This window comes from Gelidibacter pelagius (genome assembly GCF_017581925.1).
Taxonomy (GTDB): domain Bacteria; phylum Bacteroidota; class Bacteroidia; order Flavobacteriales; family Flavobacteriaceae; genus Gelidibacter; species Gelidibacter pelagius.
In genome coordinates, this window is sequence record NZ_JAGEVG010000005.1 from 65780 (window position 1) to 81450 (window position 15671).

Consider the following 15671-nt stretch of genomic DNA (forward strand, 5'->3'; position numbering starts at 1 on the left):
TATTTAAATACAGGAATCGTAATGAAGAGGTTCTTTTTTAAGGGTTATATAACAAAAAAAAGAAGCCATAGTCGAAACGGACTATGGCTTTATTTTAAACCAAATTTCATTTATATCCACTGTGATCAGAGAAAAATCAAAGAAGCAATTGTTGATACACATTGTCTTTAATGGAACGGTATTGCGCCACACAGTCAATATATTTTTCAAAGACATGGTCATGCTGATGCATATAGAATTGGTCACATTCCAACTCATCACACTCCCTAACGTTATTCAGTAAATTTCGATAGGTATAGAACTCATTTAAAAGATGGATATTTTCATTAACATCATCTAGCAATTCATTACGTAATTCTTTATCACCAATCTTATTAGAGATGATTTTCGCCAATAGGTCCGCCTCATTAATCATGGCGTCCAAATGCGATATCCAAGTCTCAAGCTCACGATGCATGTGCCTTTTGACGATTTCGTCATCAGTCTCATATCCGTAATTAACTAAGGGCTTCATTAGGCAATATTTAATTTGGTTATATTATTTTGTTTTACATCCAAGATTGTAATGTCTTTATCACCACCTGGAAACGTCCAACTTATACTGTCATTTTTAGCATACCCCAAAACTGCTGCTCCCATCGGCAATAGCAATGAAATTTTCTTCTGGGAATTATTGCTTTCAGCAGGTAAAACCACCTGGAACGTATAAGACCAGCCATCCTTAGTGGCAATGGTTATTTCTGAGTTGATCCTTACCACATCGTCAGGCATCTTATCATCATCCAAAATTTCTGCACTCTCCATTTCCTTCGCAAATTTGGTCAATGACACTTTTTGGGTTGAATCTTTATAATCATTAGTGAGATTTAACAAGCGTTTAATCGCTACATACTCCTTCTTTTCTAATATTAATTTACCGTATTTCATATTTTCTCAATTTTATAATTTTAACTATGGAAATATCATTTTATTGATATACTCTCTAAATGTGTTCTATTTTAATTTCAGATTGAAATGCATAAAACCCGATGCTGCATCAAATTGCTGCATCGCGTTTTCCAACATATCGTGTTTTGACTCCTTCTTTTATTTAATATCTTTTACGACAGTTTGAGTTGAATTTTATGTGAGTTCCAAATTCCTGTAGGAAGGAGATAGGTCGTTACTTGCCTTCATCATTCTTTTGTGATAAATTTTATCATGAGAAATTGAAAGATCGTATTCACTACAAGACCAGATAAATCTTTTATTGCTCGTTAAACTGCAATATGCAAGATGCTCACACGTCGCACATAAACTATTTTCTAAATTGTTCATAATTTATTGCTTTAGACTCATCGTTATCAGAGCAATAGATGTACCGTTAAAGCAAAGAAACACACTAAACAGAGCAACTCGCTAAGTAACAGGTACTTACAAAAGAGTGTAAAAAGAATTAGAAAATTGAAAATGAGTATAAAATACCCACTGAGGAATTACTACCCAGTCTGAAAGAGGTTATTTTATTTTATCGCGAAGCGTTTTACGATCAATTTGAAGAATCTCGGCTGCTTTGGACTTATTGTTATTTGTAGCTTCTAAGACTTTGAGAATATGTAGCTTCTCTACTTCTTTTAAAGACAAAAAAACATCCTGTCTTGGGAAGTCGATTTGATATTTTAAATTTTTAGGCAGATTGGCAATTTCAACTTGTTTGTCGCACATGATAACAGCACGTTGGATGCTATTTTCAAGCTCCCTAATGTTTCCCGGCCAATCGTATCGTTCAAGAGCCGATAAAGCTTCTTCAGATATTTTGACGATGCGATCCTTATACTCCACCCCGTATTTAAAAAGAAATTTATCAACCAAAAGCGGAATATCAGACTTGCGATCCCTAAGTGGTGGCACCTCAATTTGAACAACGGTAAGCCGATAATATAAATCTTCCCTGAAACGTCCATTCTTGATGAGTTCCCTCAAATCAACATTGGTAGCGGCAATCACCCTGACGTCTATTTTTTCGGTTTTTTGTGAGCCAACTCTCATGATTTCCTTTTCTTGCAAAACTCTGAGCAAACTCAATTGTGTGGCCATGGAGGCGTTTCCTATCTCATCCAAAAATAAGGTGCCTTTATTTGCCGCCTGAAAAAATCCACTACGGTTATCATTGGCACCGGTAAAAGCACCCTTTGTATAACCGAACAATTCAGCTTCCAAAAGACTTTCTGGAATGGCACCACAATTGACCGCTACAAAAGGTGCGGCAGCAAACTTGCCCATATAATGAATCGCGCGAGCCACCAATTCCTTGCCAGTCCCACTTTCTCCCTTTATGAAAACAGTGGCTTTATTATCCTTTACCCTATCAATAACGTTCATGACATTCTGCATGCTCTCCGATTCTCCAATAATCTCAGAAAAAACAGGGTTGCCCTGTGAACTTCTTTTTATTTTATCACTTGGTTTACGACTTAAAGCCAATGATTTTTGAACCGCAGTTTTAAGTTCTTCTTTCGTAAAGGGTTTTATAAGATAGTCCATAACCCCAGATTTCATGGCTCTTAAGGCGCCATCTATGGAAGGAAATCCTGTGACCGCCAATTTTGGGATTTCCGGAAAATGTTCGGAAACGTATTTGACCAATTGCAGACCGTCAACGCCTGGCATTTGAAGATCGGTAATGAGCAAATCAATGGATTGATCCTGCAAAATTGCAATAGCTTCTTTTACAGAAATAGCCTTATAGGTATGATAGTTTAAGGATTGTAAAAGTCTTTGGATTAGTTCCAAAATCTGAACATCGTCATCAACAATCAATATGTTCTCTTGTTCTAATGGCATGTATTATAGTTTTGGAAATGTAAGCGTAAAAATAGTGCCTTTAGGCCTATTGGCTGTATGTTTTATAGTTCCTTTATGGCTTTTGATAATGCCGTGCACGACACTCAAACCAAGTCCGGACCCTTCACCTACTGGTTTTGTCGTATAAAATGGGTTAAAAATATACTCAGAAATCTCTTTTGAAATCCCATTCCCTTCATCCTTTATAATTAATACCACCTCTCTTTCTTCATCGTCAACCTCGATCGTTATTTGACCATTCTGTGGTGAAAAATAAATGGCATTGATCACCAAATTGAATATGACTTGAGTAAGCTGAATTGCATCTACCCTCAGATTAATTTCATCATCACTAAAATTCAGATGATAAAGGAGTTCTTTTTTTCCGAAACTGGGTTTCAGCAAATTGATGGCATCTGCAATGATCGGATTAATATTGACGAGTTCCATCTGTTGAGGCATTACACAAGAAAAAAACATCAGTTTTTTAACCACCTCTCTTGAGAAAATCGCACTGTTCATAATCTTATCCAAATCTTCCAAGGCGTCTTCATCGTTGATAAAACGCTCCTTTAACAATTCAGAAAAACCCAATATACTGGCTAATGGTGTATTGAGTTCATGAGCAATGCCAGCCGTAATTTCACCTAAGATAGACAGCCTGTCCGCCCGTTCCATTTGGCGTTTGGTCAATTCCTCCTTATCAATAATTTGTTTTCGCTCTATTAAATTGCCGATTTCAATTGCCAAAGTACGAACCAATTGCTTTTCTTCTTCCAAAAATACATTAGCATTGTATTTCATTTTTGGATAGCCTATTTTAATAGAGCCATAAGGCAAATTAAAAACTTTAATCGCTGTTAAAATAAATACGTGTTCTGTCGATCTTTCGCCCGAATGCACAAGGTTATCTCCAAGTTTCATTTCTACAAAAGCTTCGCTACTATAAAGAATCGCTTCCTTAAGACTGGTCGTTATCGCCTTAAAAGTAGGATCTAAATCATAGAGGTTACAATTTGCAATATAGGAGCTTACATTATACAGACAGGTAAGCTCCTTAATACGTTCTCTTAATTTGTCTTCTGTTGAAACAAGGGCCATTGGTTTTACAGCTTATTATCAATAATGTCCTGCACCACTTCTGGATTCAACAATGTACTGGTATCACCAAGATTGGACATATCATTTTCTGCAATTTTACGAAGGATCCTTCTCATGATCTTACCACTTCTTGTTTTTGGCAATGCGTCAGAAAATTGAATTTTATCCAGTTTAGCGATTGGCCCGATGCGTTCCGATATCAACTGATTGATTTCTTTACGCAAATTATCCTGGATCCGACTTTCACCTGTTTCTTTTAAGGTGACAAATCCATAAAGTGCGCTTCCTTTGATGTCATGAGGGAAACCTACAATGGCACTTTCTGACACTGCTGGATGTTCATTGATGGCATCTTCCAAAGGTCCAGTACCGAGGTTATGACCTGAAACAATGACCACGTCGTCCACCCTTCCGGTAATTCTATAATAGCCCACTTCATCTCTTAAAGCACCATCACCAGTAAAATACATGTTATCATAGGTCGAGAAGTAAGTCTCCTTATACCGTTGATGATTGTTCCAAATAGTACGTGCCATTCCTGGCCATGGAAATTTAATGCACAAGCGGCCATTGACTTGATTTCCTTTTAATTCTTCAGTGTCATCCATAATTGCAGGTTGGATCCCTAAAAATGGCAACGTGGCATAGGTGGGTTTGGTTGGTGTTACATACGGTAACGGCGTAATCATGATGCCTCCTGTTTCGGTTTGCCACCAAGTATCTATAATCGGGCTTTGACCTTTGCCTATAATGTCATTATACCAATGCCATGCCTCTTCATTAATAGGCTCCCCTACTGAACCCAGAACTTTTATAGAAGATAGATCAACATCTTCAGCAAAAGAGAGATTTTGTTTCGCCAAAGCACGAATCGCTGTTGGTGCGGTATAAAATTGATTGACCTTATGTTTTTCAATAATTTTCCAGAATCTTCCAAAATCCGGATAATGAGGCACCCCTTCGAACATGACCGTGGTGGCACCATTGGCCAAAGGCCCATAAACAATATAGCTATGTCCCGTGATCCAACCAATATCGGCAGTACACCAGAACACATCATTTTCTTTATATTGAAATGCGTTTTTAAATGTATAGGCTGTATAAACCATGTATCCTGCAACGGTATGTACCATACCTTTTGGATTTCCTGTAGAACCCGAAGTGTATAAAATAAATAACGGATCTTCAGCATCCATAACTTCTGCTTCACACACTGTGGATGCCTTATCGATTAGCGGTTGTAACCACACATCTCTATTTTCGACCATCGGCACATCAGCATTCGTGCGCTTGACCATTAATACCGTCTTGACATTATCACAATCTAAAAGTGCTTCATCTACAATACTCTTTAAATCGAGACTCTTATTACCACGAAAAGAACCATCGGCAGCGATAACCATTTTACAATCGCTATCAATAATTCGCGTTGATAAGGCTTTTGATGAAAACCCTGCAAACACTACGTTGTGTATGGCGCCAACGCGGGCACACGCCAACAATGTTATAGCCAATTCTGGAATCATGGGCAAATAGACACAGATGCGATCGCCTTTTTTAATCCCCTGGTCTTTTAATACGTTTGCCATTTTACAAACGCGCTCATGAAGTTCTTTATAGGTGATATGTTGTGCCTCTTCATTGGGGTCATTCGGTTCAAAAATAATGGCCGTTTTGTCACCACGATTAAGCAAATGCCTGTCCAAACAATTTTCTGTAATGTTTAATTTCGCACCTTCGAACCACTTGATTTCTGGTTCACGAAAATCCCAAGTGAGCACCTTGTCCCATTTTTTTCGCCATAAAAAATGTTCTTCCGCGATCTCTTCCCAAAAATTCTCAGGTTCACGAACTGACTTTCTATAGACTTGGTAATATTCTTCAAGATTCTTAATACTGTAATGACTCATTGCTTTTTATGGTTTTGGTTTGTTATAGTATTCAGTTGCCGATTTTTCCCAGAAAATCGCACAACTGTTGTTTCTTCTTTCAAAAATATAAATAAATTTTTATAGAAACGACTTATATGGCGTTTCTATATTGTAGTTCCACAAAGATTTGAGAATGACATTATTTTCAATGGGCTTTATAGGTTCATCCTTTTGGAATAAGCTTTAATTTCCTTTACAACTTTCGGTGCTAAAATAATAGTGGCTGTCATTGTAGGGATTGCCATCAGAGCAAAGGTTCCATCAATAAGGTTAAGCATCATGCTTAACGGTGTCACTGCACCCAGTATGATACTTGCTATATAGAAATAGTTATAATAATGTTTGTTATGAGCCCCAAATAAGAAGGACATGCACTTTGATCCATAATAGGAATAGGTAAATAATGAGGATATACTAAAAGTCGCAATACAAATCAACAACAAATAATTACCATAAACAGGAATGGCATCATTAAATGCCGCTGCCGTTAAGCTCACCCCGTTTGCTTCACTGGTTTGCCAAACTCCAGTTACCAATATGGCAAGTGCTGTTAAGGTACAAACAACAAGTGTATCAATAGCTGGTCCAAGCATAGCCACCAAGCCTTCTCGTACCGGCTCATTGGTTTTTGAAGCCCCGTGTGCCATTGGCGCTGTACCAATCCCTGCTTCATTTGAAAAGGCGCCTCTTCTAACCCCCAATAATATCAATCCACCAACGACCCCTCCCAAGAACGAATCGCCTTTAAAATTGTTGGCAGCAAAGGCATCTGTAAACATTAATGCAAGATATCTCGGCACCTCTTCTATATAAACACCAAGAATGATCAAAACCAATACAAAATAAAGTAACACCATAGATGGCACCAGTTTCTCAGCCGTTTTACTAATCCTATCCAAACCTCCTAAAATTACGATTGCTGTAATTGCAACCAATATGAGGCCAATGATAAAATTTGAGGAATCTGTTTCAGCAATACCGTTTGGCTCCAATAAAATAAAATTTATGGCTTGCTTTAATTGATTGACATTAAACACTGGTAAAGCACCTATAAGCCCGCAAATACTAAAAAAAACGGCTAAAGGTTTCCAAGATTTTCCTAAACCTTCCATAATAAAATACATGGGCCCTCCTTGCACATCACCGTTGCTATCCTTTCCTCGAAACATAATAGCCAAAGTACAGGTAAAGAACTTTGTGGACATCCCAATAATGGCACTGATCCACATCCAGAACATAGCTCCAGGTCCACCAATATGGATTGCTACGGCCACACCTGCAATATTCCCCATGCCAATGGTTGATGCCAATGCAGTTGAAAGTGCTTGAAAATGTGTGATTTCTCCAATGGCATCTGGATCATCGTACTTTCCTCTCAATACATTTATAGCGTGAAAAAAATAGCGGAAGGGTAAAAATTGTGAGCGCACCAAAAGGTATAAACCGCCTCCTATTAAAATGATCAATAATGGCAAACCCCAGGCATAGTCAGCATAGGATTGAAGGATCGAATCTAAAGTCTTCATTTTTTGGTTTTAATTAGCGATTTTAAAGATATAGTTTTCGATTTAGAAACCTCAAGAATGTCTGACAAAAAATCAGGAATCACTTGAAAAGTTATTAATTTTGGATTTTAACATTATATTTACATTTACTAGCCAAAATCTGATTGAAAGCAAACCGACTTTATTTTATTGATGCTGTTAGGGCATTTGCCATTTTAATGATGCTACAGGGTCATTTCGTGGACACGCTTTTAAATCCTATTTATAGAGATGACTCCTATACAGCCTATACAGTCTGGTCTTACTTTAGGGGAATTACTGCACCTGTCTTTTTTACAATTTCCGGGCTCGTTTTTTTGTATTTGTTATTGAAAGCACATGCCAAAGGCAGTGACAAACAGCGGTTGCGGAAAGGAGCGACGCGAGCCGTCATGCTTATAGGGATTGGATATGCCCTTCGGATCCCATTTTTCTCATGGCTGAAAGGAAGTTTTGACACCTATTTTTTGGTTATAGACGTCCTTCAGTGCATTGGTCTCTCTCTTCTTTTATTGATCGGTCTCTATTTGCTTTGTAGACGAAACAGCTATATTTTGTCGGTAGTCCTATTAAGTATTGGCTGCCTTATTTTTGTTACCGAACCTTTATATCGAAATTTAACTTTAGAAAATGTACCGCTGGTTTTTGCCAATTACTTGAGTAAATCCAACGGCTCAGTATTTACGATGTTGCCGTGGTTTGGTTATGTAGCATTTGGCGGTTTTTTTGCCACCCTATTTTTTAGAAATTCTCAAAAAAAATACTTTAAACAAATTACCGTTACGGCATTTTTTGTACTGGGCTTTGTGTTGTTGCAGTATTCAACGATAATTTTACAAAAACTTTTCGAAATCACTAATATTGAACTGTTTGAGCGTTCGGCAAATTATAATTATCTTTTTTTACGCTTAGGAAATGTGCTGGTATATTTCGGTTTTTTCTATATGCTCGAACGTTTTATGAAGCAATCCATAGTGACCCGAATCGGAGAAACCACCTTGAATATCTATATTGTACACTTTATTATTATCTATGGAAGCTTCACCGGAATTGGCCTAAAACACTTCTACTACAAATCCTTAGAACCTTGGGAAGCAGTATTTGGAGCCATACTTTTTATTATTGCAGTATGCCTTATTGTATTCCATATTGGAAAAACAAATGCGTTTATCTATAAACATCTTCGAAAATTATTGCACTTGATCAAACCACCAAAGGCCAGCACCGTGAAACCAAATGACGACGATTAATTTCGCTCTGCCAAGAATCGCTCAACATTGTTTTTGATACGATCCTGAATCTGACTCACATCTGCTTTAATAAACGGTTCACCCATAATTTTCTCATAGAGCTCAATATATCGGTCCGAAACCGTCTCGATATAATCATCAGTCATTTCCGGAACAGTTTGTCCTTCCAGACCTTGAAATCCATTAGAGATTAGCCATTGACGCACAAATTCTTTAGACAGCTGTTTTTGTGATTCGTCGTTGTCCTGACGGTCTTGGTAGCCATCGGCGTAAAAATATCGGGAAGAGTCAGGCGTGTGGATCTCGTCAATCAATACTATTTTTCCATCTTTAGTTTTTCCAAATTCGTATTTGGTATCCACCAAAATCAAACCTCTACTCGCAGCAATTTCTGAACCTCTTTGAAAAAGTTTGCGTGTATAGTCTTCTAATATCACATAATCGGCTTCACTGACGATGCCTCGCTTCAAAATATCTTCTCTTGAGATATCTTCATCATGATCCCCCATTTCCGCTTTAGTCGCAGGCGTGATAATAGGTTCTGGGAATTTATCGTTTTCCTTCATTCCTTCAGGCAATGGAACACCACATAAGATCCGCTTACCAGCTTTATATTCACGAGCGGCGTGACCAGACATATAGCCACGGATCACCATTTCTACCTTAAAAGGATCACACAAATGTCCTATCGCCACATTGGGGTCTGGTGTGGCCAGTAACCAATTTGGCACCAAATCTTTAGTTTGCTCCATGAATTTTGTTGCAATTTGATTGAGAATCTGTCCTTTATAAGGAATTCCCTTAGGCATCACCACATCAAATGCACTCAATCTGTCCGTTGCAATCATGACCAAGAGATCATTATTAATATTATAGACTTCCCTTACCTTGCCTTTATAGACACTTTTTTGGTTTGGAAAATTAAAATTAGTGGATGTGATGGTATTCATGATTTTAAAGTTTTTAGCAATTTAGATGATTACAAAAGTAAGGCTATTGGCAGTTAGTTCGCAAAAAAAAAGAGCAGTAAAAACTGCTCTCTTTAAACTTTTATATTTATCGCTTAAAATCTCAAATTGTAAGTTGCTCCAATTCCAAGCACCTGAATATCTATATCATTTTCAGCAAATGTGTTTTGGTAGTAAGCGTAAAAATTCCAATCTCTGTTGTGATAGCCTATTTGAGGGTTCACATAAAGTCCCCCTTCATTGTTATCAACATTGGTCAAAAAGCCATAACCGAAGTCGGCGCCAATAAACAACCCTTTTGGTTTGAAATAGTATCTCGCAAAAGCGGCGGCTGGAATAATACCGAAATCGTCAAAGCCATCTTTTCCAAATAAATGATTGTAACCTGTTGTCAATCCGATACCAAAATTAGGAGTGACCAAATATTGGCCTTTTAATTCCATTCCGAGTGCAAACGATGAAACATCATCAATATCACCCATAGGGACACCAGCGTTTAACCCAATTTTTAACCATGAGTTCTTTGAGGTAACGTTAACCTCATGCTTTTGCGCAAATGTTGTTCCTACGATTAACATCGCGCATAATAAAATAACCTTCTTCATTATAATTATTTTTTAAAATTAATTATATCCAACAGTCAAATTGCATACCATTTCTGACTTGTAGATTGATAATTTTTTTAAAAAACATTCAATGGGTTGAGTATTAATTTATTGCTTCAAATGACAGTTTTTCATTGCTGTCAGGTCTCATGACAAATATCTTATTCTCTTGGTTCAATTTCTTTATAGGCCTGAATGATTCTCTTTACGAGCTTATGCCGGATGACATCTTTTTCGTCCAAAACCACAATACCAATTCCCTCCACATTTCTCAAGATCAAAAGTGCTTCTTTTAACCCAGAAGTGGTACGTCTCGGCAAATCGATCTGCCCAGGATCACCTGTCAATAAAAACTTGGCATTTTTCCCCATTCTGGTCAGGAACATTTTCATTTGGTTATGAGTGGTGTTCTGTCCTTCATCCAAGATCACAAAGGCATTGTCCAATGTGCGTCCACGCATAAAGGCCAAGGGAGCAATCTGTATAGTTCCATTCTCAAGAAATTGTGCCAATTTCTCGGCTGGAATCATGTCTCTTAAAGCATCGTAAAGCGGCTGCATATAAGGATCCAATTTTTCCTTTAAATCGCCAGGAAGAAAGCCAAGGTTTTCACCAGCTTCAACGGCTGGACGTGTTAAAATAATTCTTTTGACTTCTTTGTTTTTCAGTGCTTGAACCGCCAGTGCAACGCCGGTGTAGGTTTTCCCAGTTCCCGCAGGACCAATGGCAAAAACCATATCATTTTGTCGCATACTTTCAACCAATTTCCGTTGGTTGACCGTTTGTGCTTTAATAACTTTTCCGCCCACACCATGAAGAATTGCTTCGCCGCTTTTTTCTGTGGTGGAATATTCTTCGCTGCTCAAACTTGTCAAAACACGCTCTATGGCATTTTCGTCAATCTTGTTGTATTTAATATAATGTGCAGTCAACATTGCCATCCGCTTATCAAATTCTTCCAACACGTCTTCATCTCCATAGGCTTTTATTTTATTACCTCTTGCAACGATTTTCAATTTTGGAAAATACTTTTTAAGGAGTTCAATATTAACATTGTGCGCTCCAAAAAAATCTTTTGGGGCAATTTCTTCTAATTCGATTATAAGTTCATTCAAAAGCTACCGATTTAATATATTAATCTCTTAAGTTTTATTAGTTTTGCGTGGATATAAAAAGACTCAAACTTTCACGCTATTATACAAATCTAACTGAAATATTCTATATAAGTTTCAACAAAACATATATTATAGGATATTTCCTAAATGGATACAGTAAAATAGTAATATCGCATAACCCAACAAAAAATAGAACACAAAAAAATTCATGGCAATCATAACATTAACCACTGATTTTGGAGAGAAAGACCATTTTGTAGGAGCAGTAAAAGGCGCTATTTATAATGAACTTGATGATGTAAAGATTGTTGACATCTCTCACTCCGTTTCACCTTTTAATGTTTTGGAGGCCGCTTATATTCTACAAAACGCCTATAGTAGTTTTCCAAAAGGATCAATCCATGTGATTGGGATCGATTCCGAATTAAATCCAGAAAACAAACATATTGCCGTAAAGTTGGATGATCATTATTTTATATGTGCCAATAATGGCATTATGAGTATGATTTGCAATGAAATTGCGCCTGAAAAGATTGTGGAAATAAATATCCATGATAAAACGTCGACCAACTTCCCTGTTCTCGATGTATTTGTTAAGGTGGCTTGCCATATTGCACGAGGAGGCACTTTAGAAGTGGTCGGTAAAGTGATTACTGATATTAAACCAATTAAAAACCTGAACCCATTTGTCAATGATGATCAATCGCAGATTATCGGTAGCGTCATTTATATTGACAATTATGGCAATGTTATTACCAATATACGCCGCAAATTTTTCGAACAGGCTCAGAAAGGACGTGCTTTTGAAATCTCGGCTAGGAGTTATAAATTTAAAGAAATACACAAAAGATACAGCGATATTGTTAATTTCGACCTTCCAGAAGAACAACGTCAGGACGAAGGTCGTGGATTGGTGGTTTTCAATTCGTCCAATTATTTAGAAATCGCCATTTATAAAAGTGATCTTGCCACTGTGGGGAGCGCTTCAAGTTTGATGGGATTAAAGATGAGAGATACGGTGACGGTGAATTTTTTGAAGTAGAGGGAAGACCGATGACGGAAGACTGAAGACTGGTGACCGAAGACTGGTGACTGATGACTGGTGACTGGTGACTGAAGACTGAAGACTGAATAATACCATAAATTAAAAATATGTTTGTAAGAATTGTAAAGATGAGTTTTGAACCTTCAGATATTGAAGCGTTTCTTGCTTATTTTGAAACAAAAAAACACCTCATTAGAGGTTTTGATGGTTGCGAGTTTTTAGAGCTCTACAGAGATAAAGAAAACACCAATATATTTTTCACCTATAGCTATTGGAAAGCTGAATCAGATCTGGAAACCTATAGAAATTCTGATCTTTTCAAAACTGTTTGGGCAACGACCAAGGGGTTTTTTAATGACAAACCAGAGGCTTGGAGCGTAGATAAGTTGGTATCTCTTAAATAATTTTAGAATTAAATAGATGTTTGCAATACTTAAAAAAGAAATCAATTCCTTCTTCGCTTCTCCAATAGGTTATCTGGTGATCGCGTTATTTTTAGTGCTTAACGGACTTTTTCTTTGGCTGTTTAATGGTGATTTTAATATCTTGGAAAGTGGTTTTGCTGATATGACACCGTTTTTTTTGTTGGCACCTTGGATCCTTGTTTTCTTAGTTCCTGCCGTAACCATGCGAAGTTTTTCTGATGAAAAAAAACAAGGCACCTTGGAACTTTTGGTGACCAAACCAATTTCTCACCTACAAATAGTATTGGGTAAATACTTTGGCGCTTTAGTGCTGATAATTCTCGCATTATTGCCAACGCTCCTTTATATATTAGCCCTCGACAAATTGAAGATGACTGTGGATATTCTTGATTATGGCAGTATTATTGGATCCTATTTAGGACTCTTATTCTTAGCGGGAGCCTATGCAGCTATCGGACTTTTTGCCTCCACCATTTCTGACAATCAAATCGTTGCTTTTATTAGTGCAGTTTTTTTGTGTTTTTTCTTTTATTTCGGGTTTGAAGGTCTTTCAGGATTAAGTTCTTTACCGATAGAGCAATTTGGAATGGAGGCCCACTATAACAGTATAAGCAGAGGGGTTTTAGACACTAGAGACCTACTTTATTTTATTAGTATTTCAACCTTTTTCATTATTTTGACCCAATTCAACATTCAAAAAAAATAATATGATCATTACACCTCTCTTTGTCATTTTCTTGGTTATCGCATTTGTACTCATACTACTCTTTATGAATACTATAGACAAGCGCAAGTGGATCACCATTCCACTCAGCCTTATCTTGACGCCGTTCGTATATTTTTATGCATTTTATCCCTTATTGAACATCTTCAGCAGTTACCATCATGAAAAGTATTTTGATGCTAAAGTTTGGCTAAGCAACCCTGGTTTTCGATATGAAATGTTTGATAATGTACAAGAAACAGACACCCTAATGGGGAAGTCCAAAGAATCTGTAAAAGAAATTTTGGGCACTTACGAATGGTTAAGTTGGGATGACGCCAGCAATGGACACGATGAAAATAAATGGAATTATGGCCTTGGGGTGTTACCTGGAGCCTTCAACAGTAAATCAGAAGCTGTTGAAATTGTATTTGAAAATGATAAAGTAAGTAAGTTGAACCCCTATCAACAAGACATTAAATTTGATGATAAAGAATAAATCAAACCTCATAAAAACCGTTGCTGTCCTTATTGTGCTGATCATCTTTAATTGGATTGGAACTAAGGTCTACAAACGTTTTGATCTCACTCAAGACCAACGTTACACGCTCTCTCAATCGGCATTGGCTATTGTTGAGGATGTTAAGTCGCCATTGATAGTTGATGTGTTTTTGGAAGGGAATTTTCCTTCGGAATTTAGACGGCTTAGAAACGAAACCCAGCAGTTATTAGAGGAGTTCGCTCTTAATAACACGCATATCAAATTTAACTTCATCAATCCTTTGGAAGATGAGAAGTCACGAGACAACAATATTGATCAATTAATGCAACGTGGGCTGGAACCTTTACAATTGAGTATGAATGTGAGCGGTAAAACCTCTCAAGAATTGATTTTCCCATGGGCATTGGCAAGCTATAATGACCAAACGGTCAAGATTCCACTTATAAAAAACAAAATCGGTGCGACGCAGCAAGAAGTAGTTACCATTTCCATCCAACATTTAGAATATGCATTTGCTGAAGGATTTCAGAAATTAGTAACTCCGAAAAGTAAAAAAATTGCCATCCTAAAAGGAAATGGTCAATTAGAGGATAAATATTTGGCTGATTTTCTTCAAACGGTAAAAGAACATTATTTCATTGCGCCTTTCACTTTGGACAGTGTGGCCTCCAACGCTGAAGCCACCTTGAAAAAACTCAAAGATTTTGATCTTATTGTGTCTGCAAAACCAACTGAAGCCTTTACAGAAGAAGAGAAATTAGTTTTAGATCAATATACCATGAATGGCGGTAAAAGCCTATGGCTTACCGAAAGTATTTTGATGGATAAGGATAGCTTACACAACGATGAGGGTCGTGGTGTTGCTATGATAAATAATCTAAATTTAAATGATTTTTTCTTTAAATACGGTGTGCGAATCAATCCAGTAATTGTCAACGACATGTACTCTGCTCCTATTACAATTGCCATGGGCCAAGGCAGTAATGCACAATTTCAACCTTTAAAATGGCCGTATTCGCCCTTGGCCGCTGGGAATCCAGAACACCCGATAACCAGTAATTTAAATTTGGTCAAATTTGATTTTGCCAGTCAATTGGATACGTTAAAAAGTAGCACAACCAAAACAATTCTGCTGCAGAGCTCCCAACTCACTAAATTGGAAGGCGTTCCAAAAGAAATTACTTTACAAATTGTTACTCAAGACCCAGATCCTTCGACTTACACACAAGGTCCACAAAATTTAGCTGTCTTATTGGAAGGACAATTTACTTCCGTTTACAAAGACAGGATTAAACCTTTTAATAGTGCTTCAAATAAAGATATAAGTCCACATACCAAGATGATTATCATTGCCGATGGCGATGTCATTAAAAATGATGTCGTCAAAAACCAGCCTCAAGAGTTAGGTTTTGACCGATGGACCGGACAGAGTTTTGGCAATAAAGAGTTTTTATTAAATACTGTAAATTACCTATTAAGTGATGGTGACTTATTGAATGTGCGCACCAAAGATATCAACATTGCTTTTTTAGATGCCAAGAAAATAGAAGAGAAGAAAACACAATGGCAACTGATATCTATTGGGTTGCCTCTATTAATTCTGGCACTTTTCGGACTGCTTTTTAATTATATGAGACGTCGAAAATATGCGTAAAACAA

The 15671-nt window shown here is 37.2% G+C and carries 15 protein-coding genes; 6 read left to right on the forward strand and 9 right to left on the reverse strand.

What is annotated here, in order from left to right; genetic code table 11:
• Positions 1-136: 136 nt before the first annotated feature.
• From J4051_RS05680 to J4051_RS05705, 6 genes are all read right to left on the reverse strand, one after another.
• Positions 137-514: a hypothetical protein gene (locus J4051_RS05680; protein ID WP_208232892.1), complete on the reverse strand. Its 378-nt coding sequence runs from the start codon at positions 512-514 to the stop codon at positions 137-139.
• On the reverse strand, positions 514-927 hold the full coding sequence (locus tag J4051_RS05685; RefSeq protein ID WP_208232893.1) for a GreA/GreB family elongation factor: 414 nt from the start codon (positions 925-927) through the stop codon (positions 514-516). The genes J4051_RS05680 and J4051_RS05685 overlap by 1 nt, the downstream gene beginning before the upstream one ends.
• 570 nt (positions 928-1497) lie before the next feature.
• Positions 1498-2823 (reverse strand): sigma-54-dependent transcriptional regulator, encoded by a 1326-nt coding sequence (locus J4051_RS05690; protein ID WP_208232894.1) that lies wholly within the window; start codon positions 2821-2823, stop codon positions 1498-1500.
• A 3-nt stretch (positions 2824-2826) separates the two neighbouring features.
• Positions 2827-3924, reverse strand: a complete 1098-nt coding sequence (locus tag J4051_RS05695; RefSeq protein ID WP_208232895.1) for a sensor histidine kinase — start codon at positions 3922-3924, stop codon at positions 2827-2829.
• Positions 3925-3929: 5 nt separating this feature from the next.
• Positions 3930-5834 (reverse strand): acetate--CoA ligase, encoded by a 1905-nt coding sequence (gene acs, locus J4051_RS05700; protein WP_208232896.1) that lies wholly within the window; start codon positions 5832-5834, stop codon positions 3930-3932.
• Positions 5835-6010: 176 nt separating this feature from the next.
• Complete coding sequence (locus J4051_RS05705; RefSeq protein ID WP_208232897.1) at positions 6011-7381, reverse strand: alanine/glycine:cation symporter family protein; 1371 nt, start codon at positions 7379-7381, stop codon at positions 6011-6013.
• Positions 7382-7524: 143 nt separating this feature from the next.
• Between J4051_RS05705 and J4051_RS05710 the strand changes: the two genes are divergently transcribed.
• Entirely contained in the window at positions 7525-8649 is a 1125-nt protein-coding gene (locus tag J4051_RS05710; RefSeq protein WP_208232898.1) for a heparan-alpha-glucosaminide N-acetyltransferase domain-containing protein, read from the forward strand.
• Here J4051_RS05710 and J4051_RS05715 read toward each other — a convergent pair.
• The 3 genes from J4051_RS05715 to J4051_RS05725 form a co-directional block, all read right to left on the reverse strand.
• Complete coding sequence (locus tag J4051_RS05715; RefSeq protein ID WP_208232899.1) at positions 8646-9599, reverse strand: phosphoribosylaminoimidazolesuccinocarboxamide synthase; 954 nt, start codon at positions 9597-9599, stop codon at positions 8646-8648. The two genes, J4051_RS05710 and J4051_RS05715, sit on opposite strands and share 4 nt — an antisense overlap.
• Before the next feature lie 113 nt (positions 9600-9712).
• Positions 9713-10222 carry a hypothetical protein gene (locus tag J4051_RS05720; RefSeq protein WP_208232900.1) on the reverse strand — a complete coding sequence of 170 codons (510 nt, stop codon included), beginning with the start codon at positions 10220-10222 and terminating at the stop codon, positions 9713-9715.
• A gap of 161 nt (positions 10223-10383) precedes the next feature.
• A complete protein-coding gene (locus tag J4051_RS05725; RefSeq protein WP_208232901.1) occupies positions 10384-11337 on the reverse strand; it encodes a PhoH family protein in 954 nt (317 codons plus the stop codon).
• 208 nt (positions 11338-11545) lie between these two features.
• Here J4051_RS05725 and J4051_RS05730 point away from each other — a divergent pair, with 208 nt between their 5' ends.
• From J4051_RS05730 to gldG, 5 genes are all read left to right on the forward strand, one after another.
• Positions 11546-12379 carry an SAM hydrolase/SAM-dependent halogenase family protein gene (locus tag J4051_RS05730; protein ID WP_208232902.1) on the forward strand — a complete coding sequence of 278 codons (834 nt, stop codon included), beginning with the start codon at positions 11546-11548 and terminating at the stop codon, positions 12377-12379.
• Between the two features lie 110 nt (positions 12380-12489).
• Positions 12490-12786, forward strand: coding sequence for a putative quinol monooxygenase (locus J4051_RS05735; protein ID WP_208232903.1), 297 nt, complete (start codon positions 12490-12492; stop codon positions 12784-12786).
• 16 nt (positions 12787-12802) lie between these two features.
• Positions 12803-13513, forward strand: a complete 711-nt coding sequence (gene gldF, locus J4051_RS05740) for a gliding motility-associated ABC transporter permease subunit GldF (protein ID WP_208232904.1) — start codon at positions 12803-12805, stop codon at positions 13511-13513.
• A gap of 1 nt (position 13514) precedes the next feature.
• Positions 13515-14009 (forward strand): hypothetical protein, encoded by a 495-nt coding sequence (locus tag J4051_RS05745; protein WP_208232905.1) that lies wholly within the window; start codon positions 13515-13517, stop codon positions 14007-14009.
• Positions 13996-15666 (forward strand): gliding motility-associated ABC transporter substrate-binding protein GldG, encoded by a 1671-nt coding sequence (gene gldG, locus J4051_RS05750; RefSeq protein ID WP_208232906.1) that lies wholly within the window; start codon positions 13996-13998, stop codon positions 15664-15666. Before J4051_RS05745 ends, gldG begins: the two co-directional genes overlap by 14 nt.
• Positions 15667-15671 lie beyond the last annotated feature (5 nt).

Bases quoted from the DNA above. Each gene is read 5' to 3' on its own strand.
- J4051_RS05715 (WP_208232899.1), bottom strand. From the start codon at position 9,599: ATGAATACCATCACATCCACTAATTTTAATTTTCCAAACCAAAAAAGT.
- J4051_RS05695 (WP_208232895.1), bottom strand. From the start codon at position 3,924: ATGGCCCTTGTTTCAACAGAAGACAAATTAAGAGAACGTATTAAGGAG.
- J4051_RS05690 (WP_208232894.1), bottom strand. From the start codon at position 2,823: ATGCCATTAGAACAAGAGAACATATTGATTGTTGATGACGATGTTCAG.
- gldF (WP_208232904.1), top strand. From the start codon at position 12,803: ATGTTTGCAATACTTAAAAAAGAAATCAATTCCTTCTTCGCTTCTCCA.
- J4051_RS05720 (WP_208232900.1), bottom strand. From the start codon at position 10,222: ATGAAGAAGGTTATTTTATTATGCGCGATGTTAATCGTAGGAACAACA.
- acs (WP_208232896.1), bottom strand. From the start codon at position 5,834: ATGAGTCATTACAGTATTAAGAATCTTGAAGAATATTACCAAGTCTAT.
- J4051_RS05745 (WP_208232905.1), top strand. From the start codon at position 13,515: ATGATCATTACACCTCTCTTTGTCATTTTCTTGGTTATCGCATTTGTA.
- J4051_RS05735 (WP_208232903.1), top strand. From the start codon at position 12,490: ATGTTTGTAAGAATTGTAAAGATGAGTTTTGAACCTTCAGATATTGAA.
- gldG (WP_208232906.1), top strand. From the start codon at position 13,996: ATGATAAAGAATAAATCAAACCTCATAAAAACCGTTGCTGTCCTTATT.
- J4051_RS05680 (WP_208232892.1), bottom strand. From the start codon at position 514: ATGAAGCCCTTAGTTAATTACGGATATGAGACTGATGACGAAATCGTC.
- J4051_RS05685 (WP_208232893.1), bottom strand. From the start codon at position 927: ATGAAATACGGTAAATTAATATTAGAAAAGAAGGAGTATGTAGCGATT.
- J4051_RS05730 (WP_208232902.1), top strand. From the start codon at position 11,546: ATGGCAATCATAACATTAACCACTGATTTTGGAGAGAAAGACCATTTT.
- J4051_RS05705 (WP_208232897.1), bottom strand. From the start codon at position 7,381: ATGAAGACTTTAGATTCGATCCTTCAATCCTATGCTGACTATGCCTGG.